Origin of the sequence: Megasphaera sp. UPII 135-E (assembly GCF_000221545.1) — a bacterium.
Taxonomy (GTDB): Bacteria; Bacillota; Negativicutes; order Veillonellales; family Megasphaeraceae; genus Megasphaera; species Megasphaera hutchinsoni.
Window position 1 is genome coordinate 20,281 of sequence record NZ_AFUG01000040.1, and the last position, 21,671, is coordinate 41,951.

The following is a 21,671-nucleotide window of genomic DNA, read 5'->3' on the forward strand; positions in this document are numbered from 1 at the left end:
TTACATTATTCTATTTTTTATTAGCCGCCATAGCCAGCACCATTTCTCGCAATTCCTGAATTTCACGTTTTTGTTGTTCATTTTCCGCTTTCAGTGCGCTGACTTCATCTTGCATCACATAAATAGAACTGATAGGTCCTGCCTTATACCGATCCGGAATTTCTTTTTCATCCTTTGTATGTCCGAATTTACGGGTATAGCCTACATTTACCATCGTATGGCCGGTGCCTAACGATACACCCGCATTCAGCATCGTGCTTTCATTGGTATAATGTGCAACACCCAAGGCAACTGCCGTTTTTTGTTGATAATTTCCTATGCCCGCCATAATCTGAGTCGGTTCCACCGGATCATATTGCAACGGTTTCAACGCTGCCAATGCGGCTGCGTCCGCACCGATTCCATGTGCTTCATCCTTAGTGTTGCCGATTGCCTTGGCCATACCGGCAATAGCCGTATCCATTTGGTCTTTATTCACCGCATCGGTCGGCAAATTACCTTGTCCAACGTTGTGCATAACCACGGGTTCTCCCGCTTTTCCCGGTTCGGCCGCCGGATTTACCAAGCTTACAGAGGGCGTTCCCTTACCGTCTTGTCCCAAGTCGGCAGGAGTAGCCGTCATATTACCGTCTTTATCGGTAACAAACCATTTTCCGTCTGTACCTTTAGCAATAGTATTCCCTGCATTGTCTGTATACGCCGTAGGAAGTCCTACAACATTTACTTTATAGCCGGTTTCAGTAGCCACAACTTTTGTATTCGTCCCGTCTGTAATATTTACCGTATCAAAGGCCTTGACAGCCTTAACTGCTTTTCCGTTAACCTGTAAATTCCACGGGCTATTCATAATATCGGCAATCGTTGCCGCATTATGCTGCATAGCAACCAACGGATTTGCAGCAGTAGGATCTACGGAGCCGTCCGGGTTCTTCTTGCTCTCCGGTGCTTTTGCTTCTTTCGCATCCGGTGCTACTGCATCAAAATTACTTTTTACATTAGTCACAGTAATCGGTTTATCTTTTTCACCGACCTGAATACCTGCCGGCATCTTTTCTCCGGCCGCTGTATCCGGCGTGCCGTCATCCTTAGCCTTGTAATACTTACCGTTTTCACCTTTTACGAGCGAATTGCCGTCTTTATCTACATATTTAGTAGGCGTGGAGCCGTTCTTCGCATTTTCCGCATTAACCGCTTTGGCAATCTCTTCTTTATTTACCTTAACGGTTACTTTGCTAACACCGTCTTTAGATTCGGTAATGACTTTTGCCAACCCGTCACCGGCAAATTCTACGGTGTTCGCATGTCTTACCTGTCCGCTAACAGCCTTACCGTTTTCATCCGTTCCTTTAATAACAAAGCCTAATTTCTTCAAATCATCTACGGTTGCTACGGTACCGTCTTTCGCATTCGCCAAATCTGCTAAACCTTTTGTCGGTCCGTCTGCGGTGATTTCTTTAGTTGCCGCCGCTACATTAGTAAGCTGCATAGGATGTCCTTTTTCACCGATTTGTACAACCGGGACAGCGTCCTTCGCTCCTGCTATAACATTTCCTTCATTATCCACTTTATCTGTCGGATAATACTTATTATCCTTTGCTTTAACAAGCGGATTACCTTCTTGATCGACATAGTGAATCGGTGCGTTTCCGGCTTTATCATTAATAGCCTTTACCGCTGCCGCCACTTTTTGTTCATCGACGGTCACCGTAATAACTCTCTTTTGACCTTCCGTCTGACCGCTTACTTCTGCCAAACCTGCACCTTTAAAGTTTACTTCTTGTGCATTTTGTACTTTGTCGGCATACGTATCTCCCACGCTGAGTATCCAACCCATACGGCGAAGGTCATCTACGGTTGCAGCTGTATGCTTACTAACGTTAGCCGCCGCTGCATCCGTCGGTATGCTTAAATCGGCGAGTCCGGCTTTTGCTTTATCTGCCTGACTTGCATTCGGATCGGTCGGCGTTGCAATGGAAGTGGTTCCCGGTGCTATATTCATAAGTTGTGTCGGTTTATCTTTTTCGCCGACCTGAATTCCTACCGGGTCAACTGCCTGTGCACCGGTTTGCGGTGTTCCGTCAACGCCTACTTTATCCTTCGGATAATATTTACCGTCTTTGGCTTTAACCAACGGATTTCCATCTTTATCTACATACTGTGTCGGTGCGGATCCCTTCTTGTCATTTGCGTCATTCACTACTTTAACAATATCTTCTTTATTTACCTTGACGGTTACTTTGCTTACACCGTCTTTAGATTCGGTAATAACTTTGGCCAAATCTTCACCGGCAAATTCTACCGTATCGGCATGTTTTACCTGTGCAACAACATCGGTTGTTCCATCTAACGCTTTACCTTTAATGACAAATCCCAACTTCTTCAAATCTGCCACTGTTACTACGGTACCGTCTTTCGCATTCGCCAAGTCTGCCAATCCTTTAGTCGGTCCTTCTGTGGTGATTTCTTTCGTTGCCGGTGCTACGTTCGTGAGCTGTGTAGGTTTATCTTTTTCACCGACCTGAATACCTGCCGGTTCCACTGCCTGTGCGCCCTGTGTAGGCTGTCCGTCATTGCCTACCTTATCCTTCGGATAGTATTTATCTCCTACTTTGACAAGCGGATTACCGTCTTTATCCACATACTGTGTCGGAGCGGATCCCTTCTTTTCATTTGCGTCATTCACTACTTTAACAATATCTTCTTTATTTACCTTGACAGTTACTTTGCTTACACCGTTTGCAGATTCGGTAATAACTTTCGCCAGATCTTCCCCGGCAAATTCTACGGTGTTGGCATGTTTCACTTGACCAGTTACATCTGTAGTACCATCTGCCGCTTTACCTTTAATAACAAATCCGAGTTTCTTCGCATCCGCTACGCTGAGGCCATTCGTATCTTTGGAATTAGCTAAATCGGCAAGTCCTTCCTTAGCTTTCCCGACGATATCTTTATCATCGGTCGGTGCAGCAATAGTCGCCGTGCCTACGCCTACATTGCGCAATACGGTTCCTTCCTGTGTATCCGCACTGCCGTTCGGATGAACCAGAGCTACGCCTAAATTCTCTACTTCTCCGGCTCTCTTCCCTTGCAACGGCTGTGCATCCGGTTTTAATGTACCAGCTTCATTAATAATATCGCTGGCTTTATATACAGCTTCTTCACCGGTCGGTGTCTTATGTTTTACCGGATTATCTGCGGCATTGTAGTACAATACTTCTTTTCCTTTTTGCAGCATAGGTATCATGCGGTTTCCTTGACCGTCCACATACTGAATGGCATTCTGCGTACCTGTTACCAAATTGTCCGCATTTACATCAATAGTAATAATACGTGTACCGTCATCTGCCGTCTTACCGCTGATCCACGCACCGCCGAGGCCGACAAATTTCACTTTATTGCCGTTCTTCACGACATCCTGATATGCTTTGTTACCGCCGTCCGCATTCACACTGGCGCCCAGAACAAAACCCATATCCTTCAAATCGCCTACGGTAGCTACTTTAGTATCCTTAGCAGCTTTCAAATCTGCCAACTGTACCGGTTTAGTATCGGTTCCCATCATGGGTTGTCCATCTTCTTTGTTAACCGGTTTTGATTCCGTGCCGCGAGCCACATTATCAAGCTGAATCGGTTTGTCTTTTTCACCCAAACGTATACCTGCCGGTGTCTTTTCTCCTGCGTCTGTATCCGGTGTACCGTCTGCTTTCGGTTTGTAATACTTACCATCATCACCTTTTACAAGCGGATCGCCGTTCTCATCTACATACGTTGTCGGTTCAGAGCCCTTCTTCGCATTTTCTGCATTGACCGCTTTGGCAATCTCTTCTTTATTTACCTTGACGGTTACTTTACTTACACCATTTGCAGATTCCGTAATGACTTTGGCCAAATCTTCACCGGCAAATTCTACCGTATCGGCATGTTTTACCTGTGCAACAACATCGGTTGTTCCATCTTCCGCTTTACCTTTAATGACAAATCCCAACTTCTTCAAATCTGCCACGGTCGCTACGGTACCGTCTTTCGCATTCGCCAAATCTGCCAAGCCGTTAGTCGGGTCATTTAGTTTATTAATAGCTTCCGTTGCCGGTGCTACATTGGTGAGCTGTGTCGGTTTATCTTTTTCACCGACCTGAATACCTGCCGGTTCCACTGCCTGTGCACCCGGTTTAAGTTGCCCATCATCGCCTACCTTGTCTTTCGGATAATATTTATCCCCTACTTTGACAAGCGGATTACCGTCTTTATCGACATACTGTGTCGGAGCGTTTCCGGCTTTATCGTTAATGCTCTTTACGGCATCTGCCACTTTCTTATCATCGACTTTCACCGTAAATGTACGTACATTATCTTCCGTCTTACCGCTTACTTCTGCCAAACCTTCGCCGACAAATTTAACGGTTTGTGCATTGGTCACGGTGGCATGATAATTTGCTCCGTCAGCTACTACAAAGCCTACCCGTTTCAAATCATCTACGGTTGCTACGGTACCAGATTTCGCATTTGCCAAATCTGCCAAGCCGTTGGTCGGATCATTTTCTTTATCAATGGCTTTGGTTGCCGGTGCTACATTGGTGAGCTGTGTCGTTTTACCTTTTTCGCCGACCTGAATACCTGCCGGTGTCTTTTCTCCAGCGTCTTTATCCGGTGTGCCGTCATCTTTTGCCTTGTAGTACTTATCGCCATCTTTTACAAGCGGATTTCCATCTTTATCGACATACTGTGTCGGTGCAGATCCCTTCTTGTCATTTGCGTCATTTACTACTTTGACAATATCTTCTTTATTTACCTTGACCGTTACTTTGCTTGCACCGTTTGCAGATTCAGTAATAACTTTGGCCAAATCTTCCCCGGCAAATTCTACCGTATTGGCATGTTTCACTTGACCAGTTACATCTGTAGTACCATCTGCCGCTTTACCTTTAATGACAAATCCTAAGTTCTTCAAATCTGCCACGGTCGCTACGGTACCGTCTTTCGCATTGGCTAAATCTGCCAATCCTTTTGTCGGACCTTCTGCCGTGATGTCATTTGTTCCCGGTTTAACATTCATAAGCTGTGTCGGTTTCCCTTTTTCACCGACCTGAATACCTGCCGGATCAACTGCCTGTGCGCCCTGTGTAGGCTGTCCGTCATTGCCTACCTTGTCTTTCGGATAATATTTATCTCCTACTTTGACAAGTGGATTACCCTTATCATCCACATACTGTATCGGCGCGTTTCCGGCTTTATCATTAATTTTCTTTACGGCATCAGCCACTTTCTTGTCATCGACTTTCACCGTAAATGTACGCACATTATCTTTCGTTTCACCGCTTACTTCTGCCAAGCCTTCGCCGACAAATTTCACGGTTTGTGCATTAGTCACGGTGGCATGATAATTACCGCCGTCAGCTACCACAAAGCCTACCCGTTTCAAATCATCTACGGTTGCTACGGTACCAGATTTCGCATTTGCCAAATCTGCCAAGCCGTTGGTCGGGTCATTTTCTTTATCAATGGCTTTTGTTGCCGGTGCTACATTGGTGAGCTGTGTCGTTTTACCTTTTTCACCGACCTGAATACCTGCCGGTGTCTGTTCTCCAGCGTCTTTATCCGGTGTGCCGTCAGCTTTTGCCTTGTAGTACTTATCGCCATCTTTGACAAGCGGATTGCCGTCTTTATCTACATACGTTGTCGGCGCGGATCCCTTCTTCGCATTTTCTGCGTTGACCGCTTTGGCAATATCTTCTTTATTTACCTTCACAGTTACTTTACTTACACCGTTTGCAGATTCAGTAATAACTTTGGCCAAATCTTCCCCGGCAAATTCTACCGTATTGGCATGTTTCACTTGACCAGTTACATCTGTAGTACCATCTGCCGCTTTACCTTTAATGACAAATCCTAAGTTCTTCAAATCTGCCACGGTCGCTACGGTGCCGTCTTTCGCCTTCGCCAAATCTGCCAAGCCGTTAGTCGGGTCATTTGCTTTATTAATAGTTTCCGTTGCCGGTGCTACATTCGTGAGCTGCATAGGCTTATCTTTTTCGCCCAAACGTACGCCTGCCGGATCGACCGGTCCCGCTGTTGTATTCGGAGTTCCGTCCGGATTCGGTTTGTAGTACTTATCGCCATCTTTTACAAGCGGATTGCCATCTTTATCTACATACGTTGTCGGAGCGGTTCCCTTCTTGGCACCGTCCGCATTAATGGCTTTTGCCACTTCGTCTTTATCAACTTTCACCGTAAATGTGCGGACATCACCCTTTGTTTCACCGGTAACCGTTGCCAAACCGTCACCGACAAATTTCACGGTTTGTGCATTTGCCACGGTGGCATGATAATTAGCTCCGTCAGCTACGACAAATCCCATTTTTTTCAAATCATCAACTGTAGCTACCGTTCCGGGTACGGCTTTCGCCAAATCTGCAAGTCCTTTGGTCGGGCCTTCTGCCGTGATTTCATTCGTTCCCGGTTTTACATTCGTGAGCTGTATCGGTTTATCTTTTTCACCCAAACGTACACCTGCCGGATCGGTCGTGTCGTTATCGAGTGTGCCGTCATCTTTTACTTTGTGATAATTACCGTCATCACCTTTTACAAGCGGATTACCGTCTTTATCTACATACGTTGTCGGAGCGGTTCCTTTTTGTGCATTGGCGGCATTCACGGCCTGTGCAACATCATCTTTATCTACCTTAACAGTCACTTTGTGCTTGCCGTCTTTAGATTCAGTAATAACTTTAGCCAAATCTTCTCCGGCAAATTCTACCGTATTGGCATGTTTTACCTGTCCGGTGACATCGCTGTCATTATCGGCTTTGCCCTTGATAACAAAGCCCAAATTGTGCAAATCTTCTACGGTCGCTACATTACTTTTCTGACCGGCTTTGCTCAAATCAGCCAATCCATCTGTCGGATCACCGGTTTTATTGATCACATCGGCGCCGTGTTTGACATTGGTCAAAACGGTCGGATGAGATTCCACATCCGCCACACGAGCTGCCGGCTCTACAGACGGTTTACTCGTATCCGGTGTATTATCTTTATCGCTGACAGGATAATAATATTTCCCGTCCTGAGCTCTAACCAACGGTTTATTATTCGCATCGACATAGCGAATCTGTGTGAATCCGTTATTGAGAAATTCCTGTTCAACCGCTTTCCCCGTTTCTTTACGGTCAACGGTTACCGTAATCATTCGCGGCTCTTCGCCTTTACCGGCAGCGGTGACTTTCGCCAAATCTTTACCGAAGAAGGAAACTTTGCGATTATGAGTAACCGCTGCGGAATACTTATCTCCCGGAACACTTAAAATCCAACCGATTTTACTGATATCATTGACATTTACACCGGTTTTTTCCGAAACAGTAGATAAATCGGCAAGACCGTCCGGCGTTAACTGTGTAACAGCACCATTCACATTGGCCAGTTGCAATCCCTGTCGTTTACTTGAAATAGCCGCCGGGGTTTCCTCCTTCGATTCATCCAAAGAACCGTCCTGCTTTACCTTAAAGAACTTACCGTCTTTTTGCCGTAATTTTTCCCCTTTCGCATTCAAATAAACAAGCTCGCCGATTTTCTTTTCCAGTTCATCGCGTTCCTGTTTAGCCGCATTCATGCGCTTAACCAATTCACCGGCCGTAATCAAGCCGTCTTCATTATTTTTCGTGGAAAAAGAACCGTCCGGATTGGCAATCAGTTCCGTGGTTTTCGCTTTGAGTGTAATACGTGGTCCTTCTTTATCTTGCGTCAGTTCCGTACTGAGGTAAGACTGTCCGGAAATTTTCAGGCGTGCATTGTCTAAAAGGAAGTCGCTAAAAGCCTTCGGAGTTCCTGCACCGGCGGAATCCGCTTCCACCATCATATTGACATTTCTGAGCTGTGCCACGTTGACCGCATCCGTATCATTCGTACCGGCGGCGACATTGACAATTTGCCGCGTAATTGCATCTGTTGCATCCGGAGTACTTCCCTTTTTACCGATAGACAACGCACCGGCATTGGCTTTTAACGCCGGCCCTTTTAAGCCTTCATAGACGTGTGTACGGAATCCTTTTTCAATATCCGTTTCCGTTGCCTTCGGTACTTCCCAAGCAGATGGAGTCACTTTTACTTCATAATTTTCAATCAAATCCGCCGCTCCGTCTTTCAGTTTTAGCTGTATAGACCCGGCTTCTTTGGACTTATCAATGGTTGCCGCCTTATAGCCGTAGAAATAGCCCGCCATATCGGATCCTCTGTCGGCTTCCGCCAAAGAACCCAAGGCAACGCTGTCTGCATTTTGGGCGACCGTACCGTAACCGACAGCCGTCATACGATGTATATCACCACCGGGATAGGCATTTGCACGACTCCCCAAAGCTACTGTACCGATACCTTTAGCGGCACTTCCCATACCGATAGCCACGGCTCCGTTACTGTCTTGACCGCCTCTCTGCGTTCCTACGGAAGCCCCGGCACCGAGTGCGACGGCACCGAAAGAATTCTGTTCAATACGAGCCAACACACCTACTGCCGTTCCCATTTGTGTCATTATATGCGCTTTCGTACCGATAGCCACACCGGCTTCACCGGCATATGTCATTCCTTCATTATAATTTCCAGGATTATTGTCCACAGGTCTATATCCGGACAACTTTCTGAAAATACCGTCATTGGTTAAATACATCGCATAAAAGGAGTCATTATCCTTATCATCTCCAAACGTATTACCGCCCATGACGATACTGTATCTACCCGCTATGGAATTGGAACCGATGGCAATGGCCTGATCGCCGATAGCACGACTTTGATGTCCGAGGGCCACCTGATCCGTGCCGCTGTCCCGTACAACATCATAAAGTTTAAAATTCCCATCGCCTTTTGCGGCGGCATTAATATCCCCTTCGCCATAAAAACGATCGGAAATATGTTTTTTATCTCCTGCCTTTATTTTTGTCATTTGTACACGGGAATATACACGACTGGCCCATATGTTCGCCGTACTGGCAAAGTCCAAATAAGTACCTTCACCCCCGGCAAGAAGATATGCTATGTTACTGGCCCCTGCCAAGGAGTTGGTACCGATCGCCACGGCGTTCTTATTGAATACGGGATTATTCGTATCCTCGCCGCCTAAAGGATACGTTACTTTTGCCCCGGGATTCCCTATATTTCCGGGACGACTATAGGCGGCACGCGCCATTCTGCCAATCGTAATGGAATTGAGTCCGGACTGCGTGTCACGACCGATGGCGATTCCGGCATAACCGCGAGCATACGAATCACGGCCGAAAGAAATACCGTCACGGTCAAATGTATTCCCCAAAATAGCTATCCCGCCGTCTATATTCGCATACGCCCCGGCACCGATAGCAACCGTACGATATTGCACGGCATGGGCATTTCTGCCTATCGCTACGGCACCGTATTGTTCCGCATTTGCTTTTACCGGATTTTCACCGGGTTTTACCATATCATTATCTACGGCCGTACCGTTGCCGGTTCCTTTTTTCACGTAGTTGGCTTCCACCTGCTTCATTACTTCCTCTACAATTTTTTGTGTAGCCGGATCTAACGTTGCGCGATCATTCGCCGCCCATACGGGAGCTTGTACAGCTGTCCCCATAATCACCGCCAATACGGCGGCAACAAGCTTGGTCTTCCCGCCGCGACTCTTCGCATATTCCGAAACGACAATATACGCCTGCCGCGATTTACTCCAAACAACTTTAAAAATTCGATTCATTCTTTTCTCCCCTTTCCTAAATACGTATATATGAAATTATGTTCTTGTACAATACATGTGTATTTATAACATTAAAATACTTCACAATATACAAATATTTCAGCTATAAACAACTAATTTTATAAAAAAACATTGAATCACACAAGAGAAATTTCAGTAATATTTAAGAATATAGTACCATATGAAACCATTTTCTGTAAACAAAGTATTACTATTACATATAGCGTTTATTTGTATATTTATTGTTTTTTTTTTTATGTATTCATTTTTATTTCTATCTTTATATGTTTTTCTAAAAAATATTTTTTTGTTTTGCACATTTATTCTACCATTCCGTTCCTATCCTTTTATTCCTTTTATATCTCCACTTTTTTGACACCATTCCGCATACCATAGGATATCTGACAAGCAACACACCGCAACGGTCAATTGGTCAGTATTTTTTATTTTTATAAATTTATACGGTTTTTATGCTCTTGTTTTTAATAAAAGTACGATGATAAAAAGTAATATAGTAATCACCGCCTAATACGTTAGCTTACGCATACTGATACTAGTATGCTCACCGTAAATACGTTATTTAATATCTCCCAATTCTACCTCTCTCTAAATGTAAATTGATACAAAGATCATTCGCACCGTTGTAGGCAAAATTCCTAGATACCGTTAATATTCTGCTCCATAAATAAAAATCGGCGCAATCAGTATCACTACCAATTACGCCGATAATTTTTAAGGAATTACATGCTTAACTGAAGTCACCTAAAAAGTAACCTCTGTTTCTTATTTATAAATTTTTTAATAAATTTACCATTTCAATAGCACCACAAGCGACATCAAATCCCTTGTTACCTGCCTTAGTGCCTGCCCGTTCTACCGCTTGTTCAATGCTTTCTGTCGTAACAATACCAAACATGATGGGAACACCTGTTTTTAAAGATGCTTGTGCAATCCCTTTAGCTGCTTCATTGCACACCAAATCATAATGACTCGTCGCACCGCGAATAACCGCACCTAAACAAATAATCGCATCATATTTTTTAGAAGCAGCCATCGTTTGTGCTACTAATGGAATTTCAAATGCACCTGGCACCCAAGCGGTCGTAATATCACTATCTTGAACCCCATGTCGTTGTAGCGCATCATAAGCACCACTTAGCAATTTACTGCTAATAAATTCGTTAAACCGTGCTACGACAATTCCATATTTTGATCCTTGCCCTAATAATTTACCTTCTTTAATTTGTACCAATGTACCCACTCCTTTTAATTAGAATCCCTGTTGTAATAATGTTTCTAACGACAAGGTATTCTTTTTTATCTCTTTCGGTTTATCTGTTAAAAAGCGATAAATATATTTACCAATCATATCGGTTTCGATATTTACCGTACTTCCTACCGGCTTTTGTAATAAGGTCGTATGCTCCATCGTATGTGGAATAATGGATACGGAAAATTGGTTTGTCCCCACAAAGGTGACCGTCAAACTAATGCCATCAATCGTAATAGATCCTTTTTCGATAATAAAACGAGCGGTTTCTGCTGGAATCGCAATAGTAATCACCTTTGCTATGCCATCTCGCTGTATCCGCATAATATGTCCAGTCGCATCAATATGACCACTGACGATATGCCCACCTAAACGCCCTCCTACGGGAACGGCTCGCTCTAAATTCACTAAGCTGCCCGTTGTAAGTTCTGCTAAAGAGGAACGACGCATCGTTTCATGCATAACATCCGCCCAAAAAGAACCTGGTGCTAATTCAGTCACGGTCAAGCAAACTCCATTTACAGCAATGCTATCCCCTAATTGAGTGCCTTCTAAGACGTTTTTTGCCTCAATTTTTAAAACAATCGAGTCTGGTTTTCGTACCATTGCACCTATTTTTCCCGTTTCCTCAACGATTCCAGTGAACATAGTCGGCCTCCCTTCGCTGATTATATGCTTGTATATAGACATTGTTGTCATGAATTTCTACAGATTGATATACAAGCGGCACACACTCCGATAAATTCATTACGCCTTCCCCTGCTACAGCATGTAAGGCCTGTGTACCGCCAATAACGGAATTTCCCAAAAAAACATGCACTTTATCAAAAAGTTGTGCATCAAAAAAGCTACCGTGTATCGTGCTGCCCCCTTCGACAAGCAAACTGCGAATACCTTCTTGATACAATAACGTCAATGCTTTTGCTAAATCTACCCGCTTGCCATCTTGCATCGGTGCAACCAATACGCGTACACCCGCTTTTTCGAGGGCTTCACGCCGTTCTTGTGCACAACGTTGGGTCGTCACAATGATCGTTTGTGCCGTCTTATCGGTCACTACTAAGCTCGTACAAGGTGTACGCCCTTGTGAATCGAGGATGATGCGAACGGGTTGATGCGGTGCTTTGCCACCTTCGCGTTTGATCCGACAAGTTAACAAGGGATTATCTGCTAAAACCGTATTAATCCCCACAACAATACCGTCATAAATAGATCGCAAATAATGACCTTGTTGACGGGACCATGTATTCGTAATCCATTGAGAATGCCCTGTTTTGGTCGCAATGCAGCCATCTAGACTTTGGGCCAACTTGATTGCAATAAACGGCATCTGTGTAAGCATATTTTTAATAAATACTTCATTTAAATAAGCCGCTTCCTGTGATAATAAGCCTACCTCTACGGCAATCCCCGCTTGACGTAGAATAGCAGCACCTTTACCAGCGACAAGTGGATTCGGATCAAGCATGGCAATAACTACTTTGCTTACCTTGTGCTTGACCAATGTTCTCGCACACGGAGGCGTTCTACCATAATGGGCACACGGTTCTAACGTAACATACACCGTTGCCCCTGCGGCAGCATCTCCAGCTTCTTCTAACGCCCATACTTCTGCATGCGGCGTACCGGCTTTTTGATGATAACCAGTACCAACAATCTTGCCATCTTTTACGATGACACACCCTACAACCGGATTAGGTGTCGTATAACCTCGGGCTAATGCTGCCAGTTGTAAGGCTTTTTTCATATATTCTACATCTTCCACTGCTTCATCCTCTCCTAATACGACTTTTAGGCATATAAAAAAGACCATGGATTACCTTCCACAGCCTTTTGAGTGCATACGAAAAACGGGTCTTTTTCCATCCAGACTATACTGTCGGTACCGAAATTACATCGGCTCAACCTCTAAAAAAAGGGTTGCGGACTATTACCGCCGGTCAGGAATTGAAAGCGAACTTTCGCACCTTGCCTCAAAGACTATTGTATATATTTATCTATGTATAATTTTAGCACATGCAAAAAAACATGACAAGACTTCTCTATAAGAAATATACGTATGGCTTATAGTTCTTCTTTCAACATATTAATCACTTCTGCTCGATTAAACGCATTAAAAATAGCACTACCAGCGACTAAAAAAGTAGCCCCTGCCTCTTTTACGGCACGAGCCGTTTTTGCATTTACCCCGCCGTCAACTTGTACTACCGCCTGTTCATTTCCCACCTGTTGTAATAAGCACTTGGCTTCCTTAATTTTATCTAAAGCATAGGGAATAAAGGATTGTCCGCCAAAACCTGGATTAACACTCATGATGAGGATTAAATCAAGCGAAGAAGCAACACAAGACAAGGACTGTACGGGAGTAGCCGGATTTAACGCCACCCCTGCTTTTGCACCTGCTTCATGAATATGTTGAATGACGCGATCCAAATGAACACATGCTTCTTGATGGACCGTAATATATCGAACACCCGCAGCAACCAATTCATCTATATAGGCTTCAGGATGCTCTACCATGAGATGAGCATCAAACGGCAAGGATGTTTCTTTACGGATGGCTTTTACGATAGGCACACCAAATGTTAAATTTGGTACAAAATGTCCATCCATGAGATCAAGGTGTAAACATCCTGCTCCTTTCTCTTCTACATCTTTAATTTCTTCGGCCAAGTGAGAAAAATCAGCCGATAAAATAGATGGGCAAACGGTAATCATACAAATGACTTCCTTTCTTTTATTTCATGTAATAATTTACAATATGTCATATAACGGGTTTCACTAATCTCACCGCGTTCTTTAGCCTCTTTGATAGCACAATCTGGTTCATGCACATGTACACAGGAGGGAAAGCGACATTGGCCGACATAAGGTTTAAATTCAGGAAACAAGAGTGCTAGTTTCGCTACTTTTAACGGTTCCAATTCAATGGCCGCAAAGCCAGGCGTGTCAACGACATACGTATGGGCGTCCATGCACAACATTTCTGCATGCCGTGTCGTATGGCGTCCACGGCGAATTTTTTCACTTACTGCACCCGTAGCCAGCTCTTTACCTAGAAGCAACGTAAGTAAGCTTGATTTACCAACACCAGAAGGGCCTGAAAAAGCGGTGATCTTTCCTTGTAAATACGAACGCAACAAGTCTATCCCTTCCCCCGTATGAGCTGATACGGCTAAGGTTTTATACCCACACTGCGTATAATGCTGACAGTATGCTTGTGCAACCTCACGTTGTAATTCGCTTTTATTCATACATAAAAGCGGGGAAATATGATGATATGCACAAGTCAACAGTAATTTATCCGTTAAAAAATAATCGGGATCAGGCGATTGGGCCGCCAACACCATGACGATCTGATCAATATTCGCTACGGCTGGACGACGTAATTCGTTTTGCCGTGGCAAAACCGCTTCAATTAATCCCTTTCCATGATCTGTCGCCATGACTTCCACCTCATCGCCTACGAGAATTTTATGTTTCACTTTACCTCGTCGACGACATTCACGTAAGGTCGGTTCACTTAAATCGACATAGTAATAACCATTATAATTTTTAATAACTCGTCCCGTTTGCTTTTCCGAACTACATTCATACATTTTGTTCATTAATAACCGCTCCGTTAACCAGTACTTTTACTCGCATTTTTCCTGTACCACTCACAGTCTTAGTAAAGGTATCGCCTGCATTATGCATCTTATCATATACCGTTCGTTGTCCTTTTTCATCACTCACCACGATTTGAACATGAGGTGTATCAATATTTTTGGGCAAATGAATATTTACACTCCCATAATGAATGGAACTGGCACTTTCTTCTTCTTCCCCGTCATCTCCTACATATTCCACTTGTAAATCTACCGTTTTTTTATCTTGACCTACCACATAAGAACGTACGATGGCTTGTTTTTGTGACGACGCTTCATTTAATTTCTCTATTTGTCCTACGGTAAAACCAGCATGTTTTAACAGATGAACTGCTGCATCAAGGGGCATCCCCGTAAGCGTTGGCAACAGAGTTTGTGCTTCATTTTTAACCAACCGACTAACCACCACATCTATCGTTGTATTCTTCGCTACTTTATCAGGAGAATTTGGCGTATGGCTAACAATTTTCCCATCCTCTTTATCCGAATCAACATATGTAACCGTGCCAATCGAAAGTCCTACGGCTTTTAACTTACGAGCCGCCTCATCAAGGGTCAATCCACATAAATTAGGCACCAACACGGTATCCCCTTGACTTCCCCGGCTAACAGTTAAATAAATCGTACGATTGGCTTTAACCACAGAACCTCCTGACGGATTTTGAGTGATGACTTCCCCGATAGGAACATCGCTACTATCAACCTCTTTAATAGATACAGATAAATTTTTATCCATTAACATAGTACGAGCAATTTCAATTTGTTTACCTGTCACATCAGGTACAACAATATCAGTGGGACTCCAAAAATTCCCAAAAGAAAAAAAAGCCCATGAAAATGCAATGATAAAAACACCAATCATTGCCAACACAATAGATTTTTTTGAATGTCTACTCAACGCATCTAAAAAATGATTAATCATACCTGTTGCAGGTTCTTCTGATACGTCTCGTTCAACCTGCAACTTCGGTGCTTCAAAATTTTTCTTAATAAGTGGCATCGCTCCTTTATTCGAGTTGACAAACCCTTGAGAAAGTCGCAATTCCGACATCATTTCAGCAACTGATTGAAAGCGATCGGCTGGATTTTTTGCCATCGCTTTCAGCATGCACCGTTCTACCAAGAGCGGAATACGGCGATTATATTTTGTCGGTAACGGAATATCGTCCTGTACATGTTGTAAGGCCACACTAATGGCCGTATCACCTTCAAAGGGAACGACACCTGTCATCATTTCGTACATAACTACGCCTAACGAATAGATATCCGTCCGTTCATCTAAAGTTCCCCCTGACGCTTGTTCAGGTGAAAAATAATGCACGGATCCTAACACTTGGCTATCTTCTTTCATGGTAGCACTCGAATTAATCGCACGAGCAATACCAAAATCGGCAACTTTGATTCGACCTGTTTCCGTCACTAAAATATTATGAGGTTTAATATCACAATGTACCAAACCATTATTATGTGCATTTTCTAACGCACCGCCAATATCAAAAGTGATTTGGATCGCTGTATTAATAGGTAAATGCCCATGTTTTTCAATATATTCTTTTAGCGTTTCACCACGCACAAATTCCATCACAATATAATGAATGCCTTCATCTTTGCCAACATCATAAATATTGACAATATTAGGATGAGATAATTTCGCTGCTGACTGTGCCTCTTGCCGAAATCGCACTACAAAATCATGGTCATTTCCATACTTTGCATGTAATATTTTTACCGCTACAATTCTATCTAATAATATATCGCGTGCCTTGTATACGACAGCCATACCACCCGTACCAACGGTTTCCAATATATGATATCTGTTTGCTAACGTATGACCTACCATTGTTTGCCCTTCCACCGCTTTCATCATAATATCCTCATTATATGGTCAGTACAATCGCTGTCACATTGTCTTCTGCACCATGTGCATACACACGTTCTAACAACGTTTGTACGATAGTTTGTTCATCCATTTCTGGTGTTCCTAATAAGGTGGCCATTTCTTCATCCGCAATATAAGCCGTTACACCATCAGTGCATAATAACATACGATCACCTGGTGTTACCAATATATCTCCCGTATCAGGGGTAATGTCTTCATCGACACCGATGGCCCGTGTCAATACATGTCGACGCGGATGTACCTTAGCTTCCGCTATAGTAATTTCCTTTTTTGCTAACAAGCATTGAATCCACGTGTGATCAGACGTTATTTGTATGAGCGCTCCGTCATGCCAATAGTATAACCGACTGTCTCCCATGTGTCCCCAATACACATGCTGTTTTTGCACACATACCATCGTTAATGTCGTTCCCATTCCTTTTAACGATGGATCGATTAAGGTTTTACTCCAAACACAGGCATTCGCATACTGCATAGCTCGCTGCAATGAAAGGGTGTCCGAATGCTTCATTTGGTCACAATAATATGCTACCGCATTTACGGCCGTACGACTGGCAATTTCGCCGCCAACATAGCCGCCCATACCATCCGCAACGACCATTACATCATGCTTCGAACTAATGTAATATGCGTCTTCATTCACGCTACGTACTAGCCCTATTTGAGATGCACCAAATGCTTTCAAGCTTTCACGTCCCTTCTACCAGCAATATAAATAATTCATATCACATTCTTTATATGCTGTCAACTTTTTCTCTTTGAATACGCAGTTGTCCACACGCAGCTTGAATTTCACTGCCCATTTCTCGCCGTAGCGTAATCGAAATGCCACCGTTCTTGACGATCCGCACGAATCTCTGCATCATTTTTGTAGTCGGTCGATATAACCCCACATCGTAGTTATCGTTAATAGGGATCGCATTAATCAAGACATTTTTACGAGCAAATAAACGAACTAACTCCGTTGCACAAGCGGTCGTACAATTAACGTCACGAATAAGAATATATTCAAATGTAACTTTCCGGTGGGTTTCCGAAAAATAATAGTCTGCTGCTTTCAATATATCCTCAAGGGGATACACATCGGCAATCGGCATAATCGTCCGGCGCAACACATCGTTTGGAGCATGTAATGAAATGGCTAAATTCAACGGTATATTTTCTTTCGCCAAATCGTACATTTTAGGCACAATTCCTGATGTAGAAAGAGTCATATTTCGATAGCCTAAATAAAACGTTTCTTTTTCGTGAATATGTCGCAAAAATGCAAGTACCGCATCATAATTTAGCAAAGGTTCACCCGTTCCCATCAAGACAATAGAATGCAACTCGGGTGTCACATAAGCACGAAAGACCAATAATTGTGCAGTCATTTCACCAACGGTCAAATTGCGAATGAACCCATTTTTAGCGGAAGCACAAAAGGAGCAATTAACGGCACACCCTACCTGCGTGGATAAACATATAGCATTTCCGTAATCATGTCGCATCAATACAGTTTCTACAGTATGACCGTCTTGCAAGGAAAGAAGCAATTTGATCGTTGTCCCATCCTCTGATGCTAACGTTGAAAGGACAGGAGGTATGAAAATACGCAACTTTTCCTGCAACACTATGCGATCTTTTTTTGGCAATAAGGTCATCTGATCCCACTGAAACACAAATTGTTGATAGACGTAATGAAAAATTTGTTTTGCCCGAAAGGCTGGCATACCATAAGATGCTAATACTTGTTGTAATTCTGCCAAGGTTAAGCTTAAAAGATCAATCATGCCCCTTGTCCTTTCTTAATTTCGCAATAAAAAAACCATCCATCCCATCATAGGGTGGTACTATTTCTACACATGGGCCTTTTTTCGTTAAACCCGCCGTAAGTGCAATCGGTTCAAGGGTAAATTCAGGATGACGTTGTAAAAAATATTGAACTACGTCTTGGTTTTCAGCGGGATTCATCGTACAGGTACTATATACTAAAAGACCGCCATCTTTGACACAAACCGAAGCCCCTTCTAAGATTTGTTTTTGCAAAGCCGGTAATATTCTTGTGTCTTTTTCTTCTTTACGCCACCGTAAATCTAATTTATGCCGTAAAATCCCCAAGCCCGAACAAGGTGCATCTACCAATACGCGATCAGCTTTAGCGAGAAATTGCTGTCCTAACTGCCGTGCATCTTGCTGAATGGTGCGAATATTCGCTAGTCCTAAACGAGAAGCATTTTCTTCGATTAATTTTAATTTATGCGTATATATATCACATCCATAGACGATAGCGGTTTTACCGCCTAAGGTAGCTAAATGTGTCGTTTTACCTCCAGGAGCAGCACAAGCATCAACGATTATCTCGCCTGGTTGGGGATCCACAATATGAGCTACCAACTGTGACGCCTCATCTTGTATGAGCGCTTTTCCTTCGCGTAATAAAGGAATGCTCTCAATAGCCTGTGAAGTCGTAATATAGATACATTCAGGAACAACTTTTCCCTTACGATACGAAATGCCTGCTTGATCGAGTATTTGCATGCCTTCGACAATACTAATACGATTTGTTTGCAAGCGTAAACAGAGTTCGGGAACCTTATCAAAATAAGCACATAAGTCCTCTGTTTCTTTCATGCCGAAACGTTCACAACACCACCGCACGAACCATTCTTGCTGATGATAAGATAGTGCTAAATATAAAATCGGGTCGTCTTCTTTCTTCGGCAAGGCAAAGACTTGTGGTTGTCGCAAAGCAGAGCGTAATATAGCATTAACAAACTTAGCCATACCTTCGTTGCCTAAGGAACGAGCCAATTTGACTGCTTCATTACAGGCAGCAGAAGGAGGCACCTTGTCCATATATTGTAATTGATACAGTCCCATACGCAGAATAACGCGACACAACGGATCTAATTTTTCTATGGGACGAGAACTAAGTTTCCTCATAGCTCGTTCTAGTATCATCATATGACGCAAGGTACCATATACTAAATCCGTATAAAATCGCCGATCTCGATCGGCAAGCTTATATTTTTTAATCGCCTGAGATACGACAATCGTACTATATCCTTTATCCTTAATAATCGTCAATAAACTGCGTAATGCTAATTCCCGTATATTCAATACTCTCTCCATCCTTTTCATCATACATAAAAGTAGGACAGCACCGACTACAGTCCTGCCCCACTTTATCTATACTGTCGGCACTGCCAAAGAATCACCGATGGTCATCTCATTCCCTTGTAAAAACTGTGCCGTCGTCATACGCTTACGACTTTCTGGTTGCACTACATCAATTTGCAATGCCCCCCTGCCCGTTTGTACGACAAATGCTGTTTTCGTAACAGCAATAATCGTGCCTGGCATAACATCTTGCCCCTCGACTACCGTGGCCGACCAAATTTTCAGGCGTTTTTGTTGCCATAACGTATAGGCTCCTGGATGCGGATCTAACGTACGTATCCACCGCTCTAATTGTACTGCATCTTCACGCCAATCCAGCATGGCTTGTTTCTTTTCAATTTTAGCGGTATACGATGCTTCTTTTTCGTCTTGCCGTATGGCCTGATGTTGATATGTTTCTATCTTTCCTAGTACTTCGAGTAAAGCTGACGCACCTAATTCTGATAATTTGTCAAACAAGGACCCCGTTGTTTCTTTAGGAGCTAGGGTATATCGCCTCTGTATTAAAATATCACCCGTATCCAAACCTTCGTCCATCTGCATAATCGTAACACCGCTTTGTGTGACACCATCTTTAATGGCATATTGAATCGGTGCCGCCCCTCGATAGGCCGGTAATAATGATGCATGAACATTCATACAGCCATAGGTAGGTATCGTCAAAACCGCTTTCGGTAATATTTTTCCATACGCAATTACGACAATTAAATCAGGCTTTAATGTGCTTAGCTCCTCTTGTACCGCTATCTCCCGCAATGTCGTAGGTTGATATACGGGAATACCAAGTTGCTGTGCTTGTGCTTTAACAGGAGAATAAGTAATTTGTTTACCTCTTCCTCTTTCTTTATCAGGCTGCGTATATACGGCAACCACATCATAGGTTGCCTGCACCAATGCTTGTAAAGCCGGTACTGCAAAATCAGGCGTTCCCATAAATACTATGCGTAAGGATTTCATTATTCTGTCACCTTCCGTATGTTTTCTGCTTTTTCAATAAATAACGTGCCTTTTAAATGATCAATTTCATGTTGAAAAATTCGTGCTAAAAAATGTTCCGGCTCGTAATAAACGACTTTGCCTTTACGATTTAATGATTTCACTTTAATTTTTGAATATCGTTTTACCGTACCATAATAACCCGGTACGCTCAGGCATCCTTCAATATCTTCTTCCATCTCCGTTGATGTTTCCAAAATTTCCGGATTGATTAATTCAATTAACCCATTGCCATCATCTAAGACCACGAGTTGTAACGATTCATTTATTTGTGGTGCCGCTAAGCCCACGCCATTGGCTGCATACATAGTTTCAGCCATATCATCTAATAATTTTTTTATATGTTTTGTAATTGTTGGAACTGGTTTTGCCTGTGCCTTTAATACAGGACTACCGGCTTCTATAATCGGTAATTTTGCCATAACACTTCCCCCCATTATCTACTTGCCTTTCTGTTATTTATCTTATCATACCATTAAAAGACCTTAAAGGGATAGTTTTTTTTATATCAAAACAACATTCATGTTATTCATTGAAAATTATAATTATTTTTACTAAAATATATTATAATGATTATTTACATATTGAATATTAGCACAAAAGGAATATAGTATGCTTATATCTATCCTCTATTTTATACTCGCCGGTATTTGTGAAATCGGTGGAGGCTATTGTATTTGGCTGTATCTACGCGATGAGAAAAGTATCTGGTACGCCCTAAGCGGTGCCATCATTCTAATCATATACGGAATTATTCCCACCTTACAACCACAGGGAAATTTTGGCAAAATCTATGCCGCCTATGGGGGTATATTTATTGTTCTTTCTTTATTATGGGGCTGGTTAATTGATGGTATTCGCCCTGATCTATTTGATATTATCGGTTCACTTATCGTCTTAATTGGCGTATTTATTATCATGTATGCACCACGCGGTTAAAAGAAAAAAGCTTCGGACTATATGTCCGAAGCTTTTTTATAGCTA

General features: G+C 42.9%; 13 protein-coding genes and 1 riboswitch. Of the genes, 1 reads left to right on the forward strand and 12 read right to left on the reverse strand.

Annotation, left to right across the window (positions count from 1 at the left end; translation table 11 throughout):
- Positions 1 to 10 precede the first annotated feature (10 nt).
- From HMPREF1040_RS06085 to def, 12 genes are all read right to left on the reverse strand, one after another.
- Complete coding sequence (locus HMPREF1040_RS06085) at positions 11 to 9,712, reverse strand: ESPR-type extended signal peptide-containing protein (protein ID WP_007393072.1); 9,702 nt, start codon at positions 9,710 to 9,712, stop codon at positions 11 to 13.
- Between the two features lie 787 nt (positions 9,713 to 10,499).
- Entirely contained in the window at positions 10,500 to 10,964 is a 465-nt protein-coding gene (ribE, locus tag HMPREF1040_RS06090) for a 6,7-dimethyl-8-ribityllumazine synthase (RefSeq protein WP_007393063.1), read from the reverse strand.
- Positions 10,965 to 10,982: 18 nt separating this feature from the next.
- Positions 10,983 to 11,630: a riboflavin synthase gene (locus tag HMPREF1040_RS06095; protein WP_007393073.1), complete on the reverse strand. Its 648-nt coding sequence runs from the start codon at positions 11,628 to 11,630 to the stop codon at positions 10,983 to 10,985.
- Positions 11,611 to 12,747, reverse strand: coding sequence for a bifunctional diaminohydroxyphosphoribosylaminopyrimidine deaminase/5-amino-6-(5-phosphoribosylamino)uracil reductase RibD (gene ribD, locus HMPREF1040_RS06100; RefSeq protein ID WP_007393069.1), 1,137 nt, complete (start codon positions 12,745 to 12,747; stop codon positions 11,611 to 11,613). Before ribD ends, HMPREF1040_RS06095 begins: the two co-directional genes overlap by 20 nt.
- 85 nt (positions 12,748 to 12,832) lie before the next feature.
- A riboswitch (FMN riboswitch) is annotated at positions 12,833 to 12,967 on the reverse strand.
- Positions 12,968 to 13,046: 79 nt separating this feature from the next.
- Positions 13,047 to 13,700, reverse strand: coding sequence for a ribulose-phosphate 3-epimerase (gene rpe / locus HMPREF1040_RS06105; RefSeq protein ID WP_007393067.1), 654 nt, complete (start codon positions 13,698 to 13,700; stop codon positions 13,047 to 13,049).
- Entirely contained in the window at positions 13,697 to 14,590 is an 894-nt protein-coding gene (gene rsgA, locus HMPREF1040_RS06110; RefSeq protein ID WP_235808623.1) for a ribosome small subunit-dependent GTPase A, read from the reverse strand. Before rsgA ends, rpe begins: the two co-directional genes overlap by 4 nt.
- Positions 14,574 to 16,496 (reverse strand): Stk1 family PASTA domain-containing Ser/Thr kinase, encoded by a 1,923-nt coding sequence (gene pknB / locus HMPREF1040_RS06115; protein ID WP_007393053.1) that lies wholly within the window; start codon positions 16,494 to 16,496, stop codon positions 14,574 to 14,576. The genes rsgA and pknB overlap by 17 nt, the downstream gene beginning before the upstream one ends.
- A 10-nt stretch (positions 16,497 to 16,506) precedes the next feature.
- The gene (locus HMPREF1040_RS06120) at positions 16,507 to 17,214 is read right to left on the reverse strand and encodes a Stp1/IreP family PP2C-type Ser/Thr phosphatase (RefSeq protein WP_007393059.1); all 708 of its coding nucleotides are present in this window, start codon (positions 17,212 to 17,214) and stop codon (positions 16,507 to 16,509) included.
- Positions 17,215 to 17,263: 49 nt separating this feature from the next.
- Complete coding sequence (gene rlmN, locus HMPREF1040_RS06125; protein WP_007393057.1) at positions 17,264 to 18,301, reverse strand: 23S rRNA (adenine(2503)-C(2))-methyltransferase RlmN; 1,038 nt, start codon at positions 18,299 to 18,301, stop codon at positions 17,264 to 17,266.
- Positions 18,294 to 19,643, reverse strand: coding sequence for a 16S rRNA (cytosine(967)-C(5))-methyltransferase RsmB (gene rsmB / locus HMPREF1040_RS06130; protein WP_255261337.1), 1,350 nt, complete (start codon positions 19,641 to 19,643; stop codon positions 18,294 to 18,296). The genes rlmN and rsmB overlap by 8 nt, the downstream gene beginning before the upstream one ends.
- A 57-nt stretch (positions 19,644 to 19,700) precedes the next feature.
- Positions 19,701 to 20,648 carry a methionyl-tRNA formyltransferase gene (fmt, locus tag HMPREF1040_RS06135; protein WP_007393046.1) on the reverse strand — a complete coding sequence of 316 codons (948 nt, stop codon included), beginning with the start codon at positions 20,646 to 20,648 and terminating at the stop codon, positions 19,701 to 19,703.
- Positions 20,648 to 21,109, reverse strand: a complete 462-nt coding sequence (gene def / locus HMPREF1040_RS06140; RefSeq protein WP_007393044.1) for a peptide deformylase — start codon at positions 21,107 to 21,109, stop codon at positions 20,648 to 20,650. The genes fmt and def overlap by 1 nt, the downstream gene beginning before the upstream one ends.
- Before the next feature lie 190 nt (positions 21,110 to 21,299).
- On the opposite strand from def, the gene HMPREF1040_RS06145 reads away from it, so the two are divergent.
- Entirely contained in the window at positions 21,300 to 21,626 is a 327-nt protein-coding gene (locus HMPREF1040_RS06145; RefSeq protein ID WP_007393062.1) for a YnfA family protein, read from the forward strand.
- The last annotated feature ends 45 nt before the right edge of the window (positions 21,627 to 21,671 follow it).

Excerpts from the sequence above, each read along its gene's own strand:
- HMPREF1040_RS06085 (WP_007393072.1), bottom strand. The coding sequence starts at position 9,712 with ATGAATCGAATTTTTAAAGTTGTTTGGAGTAAATCGCGGCAGGCGTAT.
- HMPREF1040_RS06095 (WP_007393073.1), bottom strand. The coding sequence starts at position 11,630 with ATGTTCACTGGAATCGTTGAGGAAACGGGAAAAATAGGTGCAATGGTA.
- rpe (WP_007393067.1), bottom strand. The coding sequence starts at position 13,700 with ATGATTACCGTTTGCCCATCTATTTTATCGGCTGATTTTTCTCACTTG.
- rsgA (WP_235808623.1), bottom strand. The coding sequence starts at position 14,590 with ATGAACAAAATGTATGAATGTAGTTCGGAAAAGCAAACGGGACGAGTT.
- pknB (WP_007393053.1), bottom strand. The coding sequence starts at position 16,496 with ATGATGAAAGCGGTGGAAGGGCAAACAATGGTAGGTCATACGTTAGCA.
- rlmN (WP_007393057.1), bottom strand. The coding sequence starts at position 18,301 with ATGATTGATCTTTTAAGCTTAACCTTGGCAGAATTACAACAAGTATTA.
- rsmB (WP_255261337.1), bottom strand. The coding sequence starts at position 19,643 with ATGGAGAGAGTATTGAATATACGGGAATTAGCATTACGCAGTTTATTG.
- fmt (WP_007393046.1), bottom strand. The coding sequence starts at position 20,648 with ATGAAATCCTTACGCATAGTATTTATGGGAACGCCTGATTTTGCAGTA.
- def (WP_007393044.1), bottom strand. The coding sequence starts at position 21,109 with ATGGCAAAATTACCGATTATAGAAGCCGGTAGTCCTGTATTAAAGGCA.
- HMPREF1040_RS06145 (WP_007393062.1), top strand. The coding sequence starts at position 21,300 with ATGCTTATATCTATCCTCTATTTTATACTCGCCGGTATTTGTGAAATC.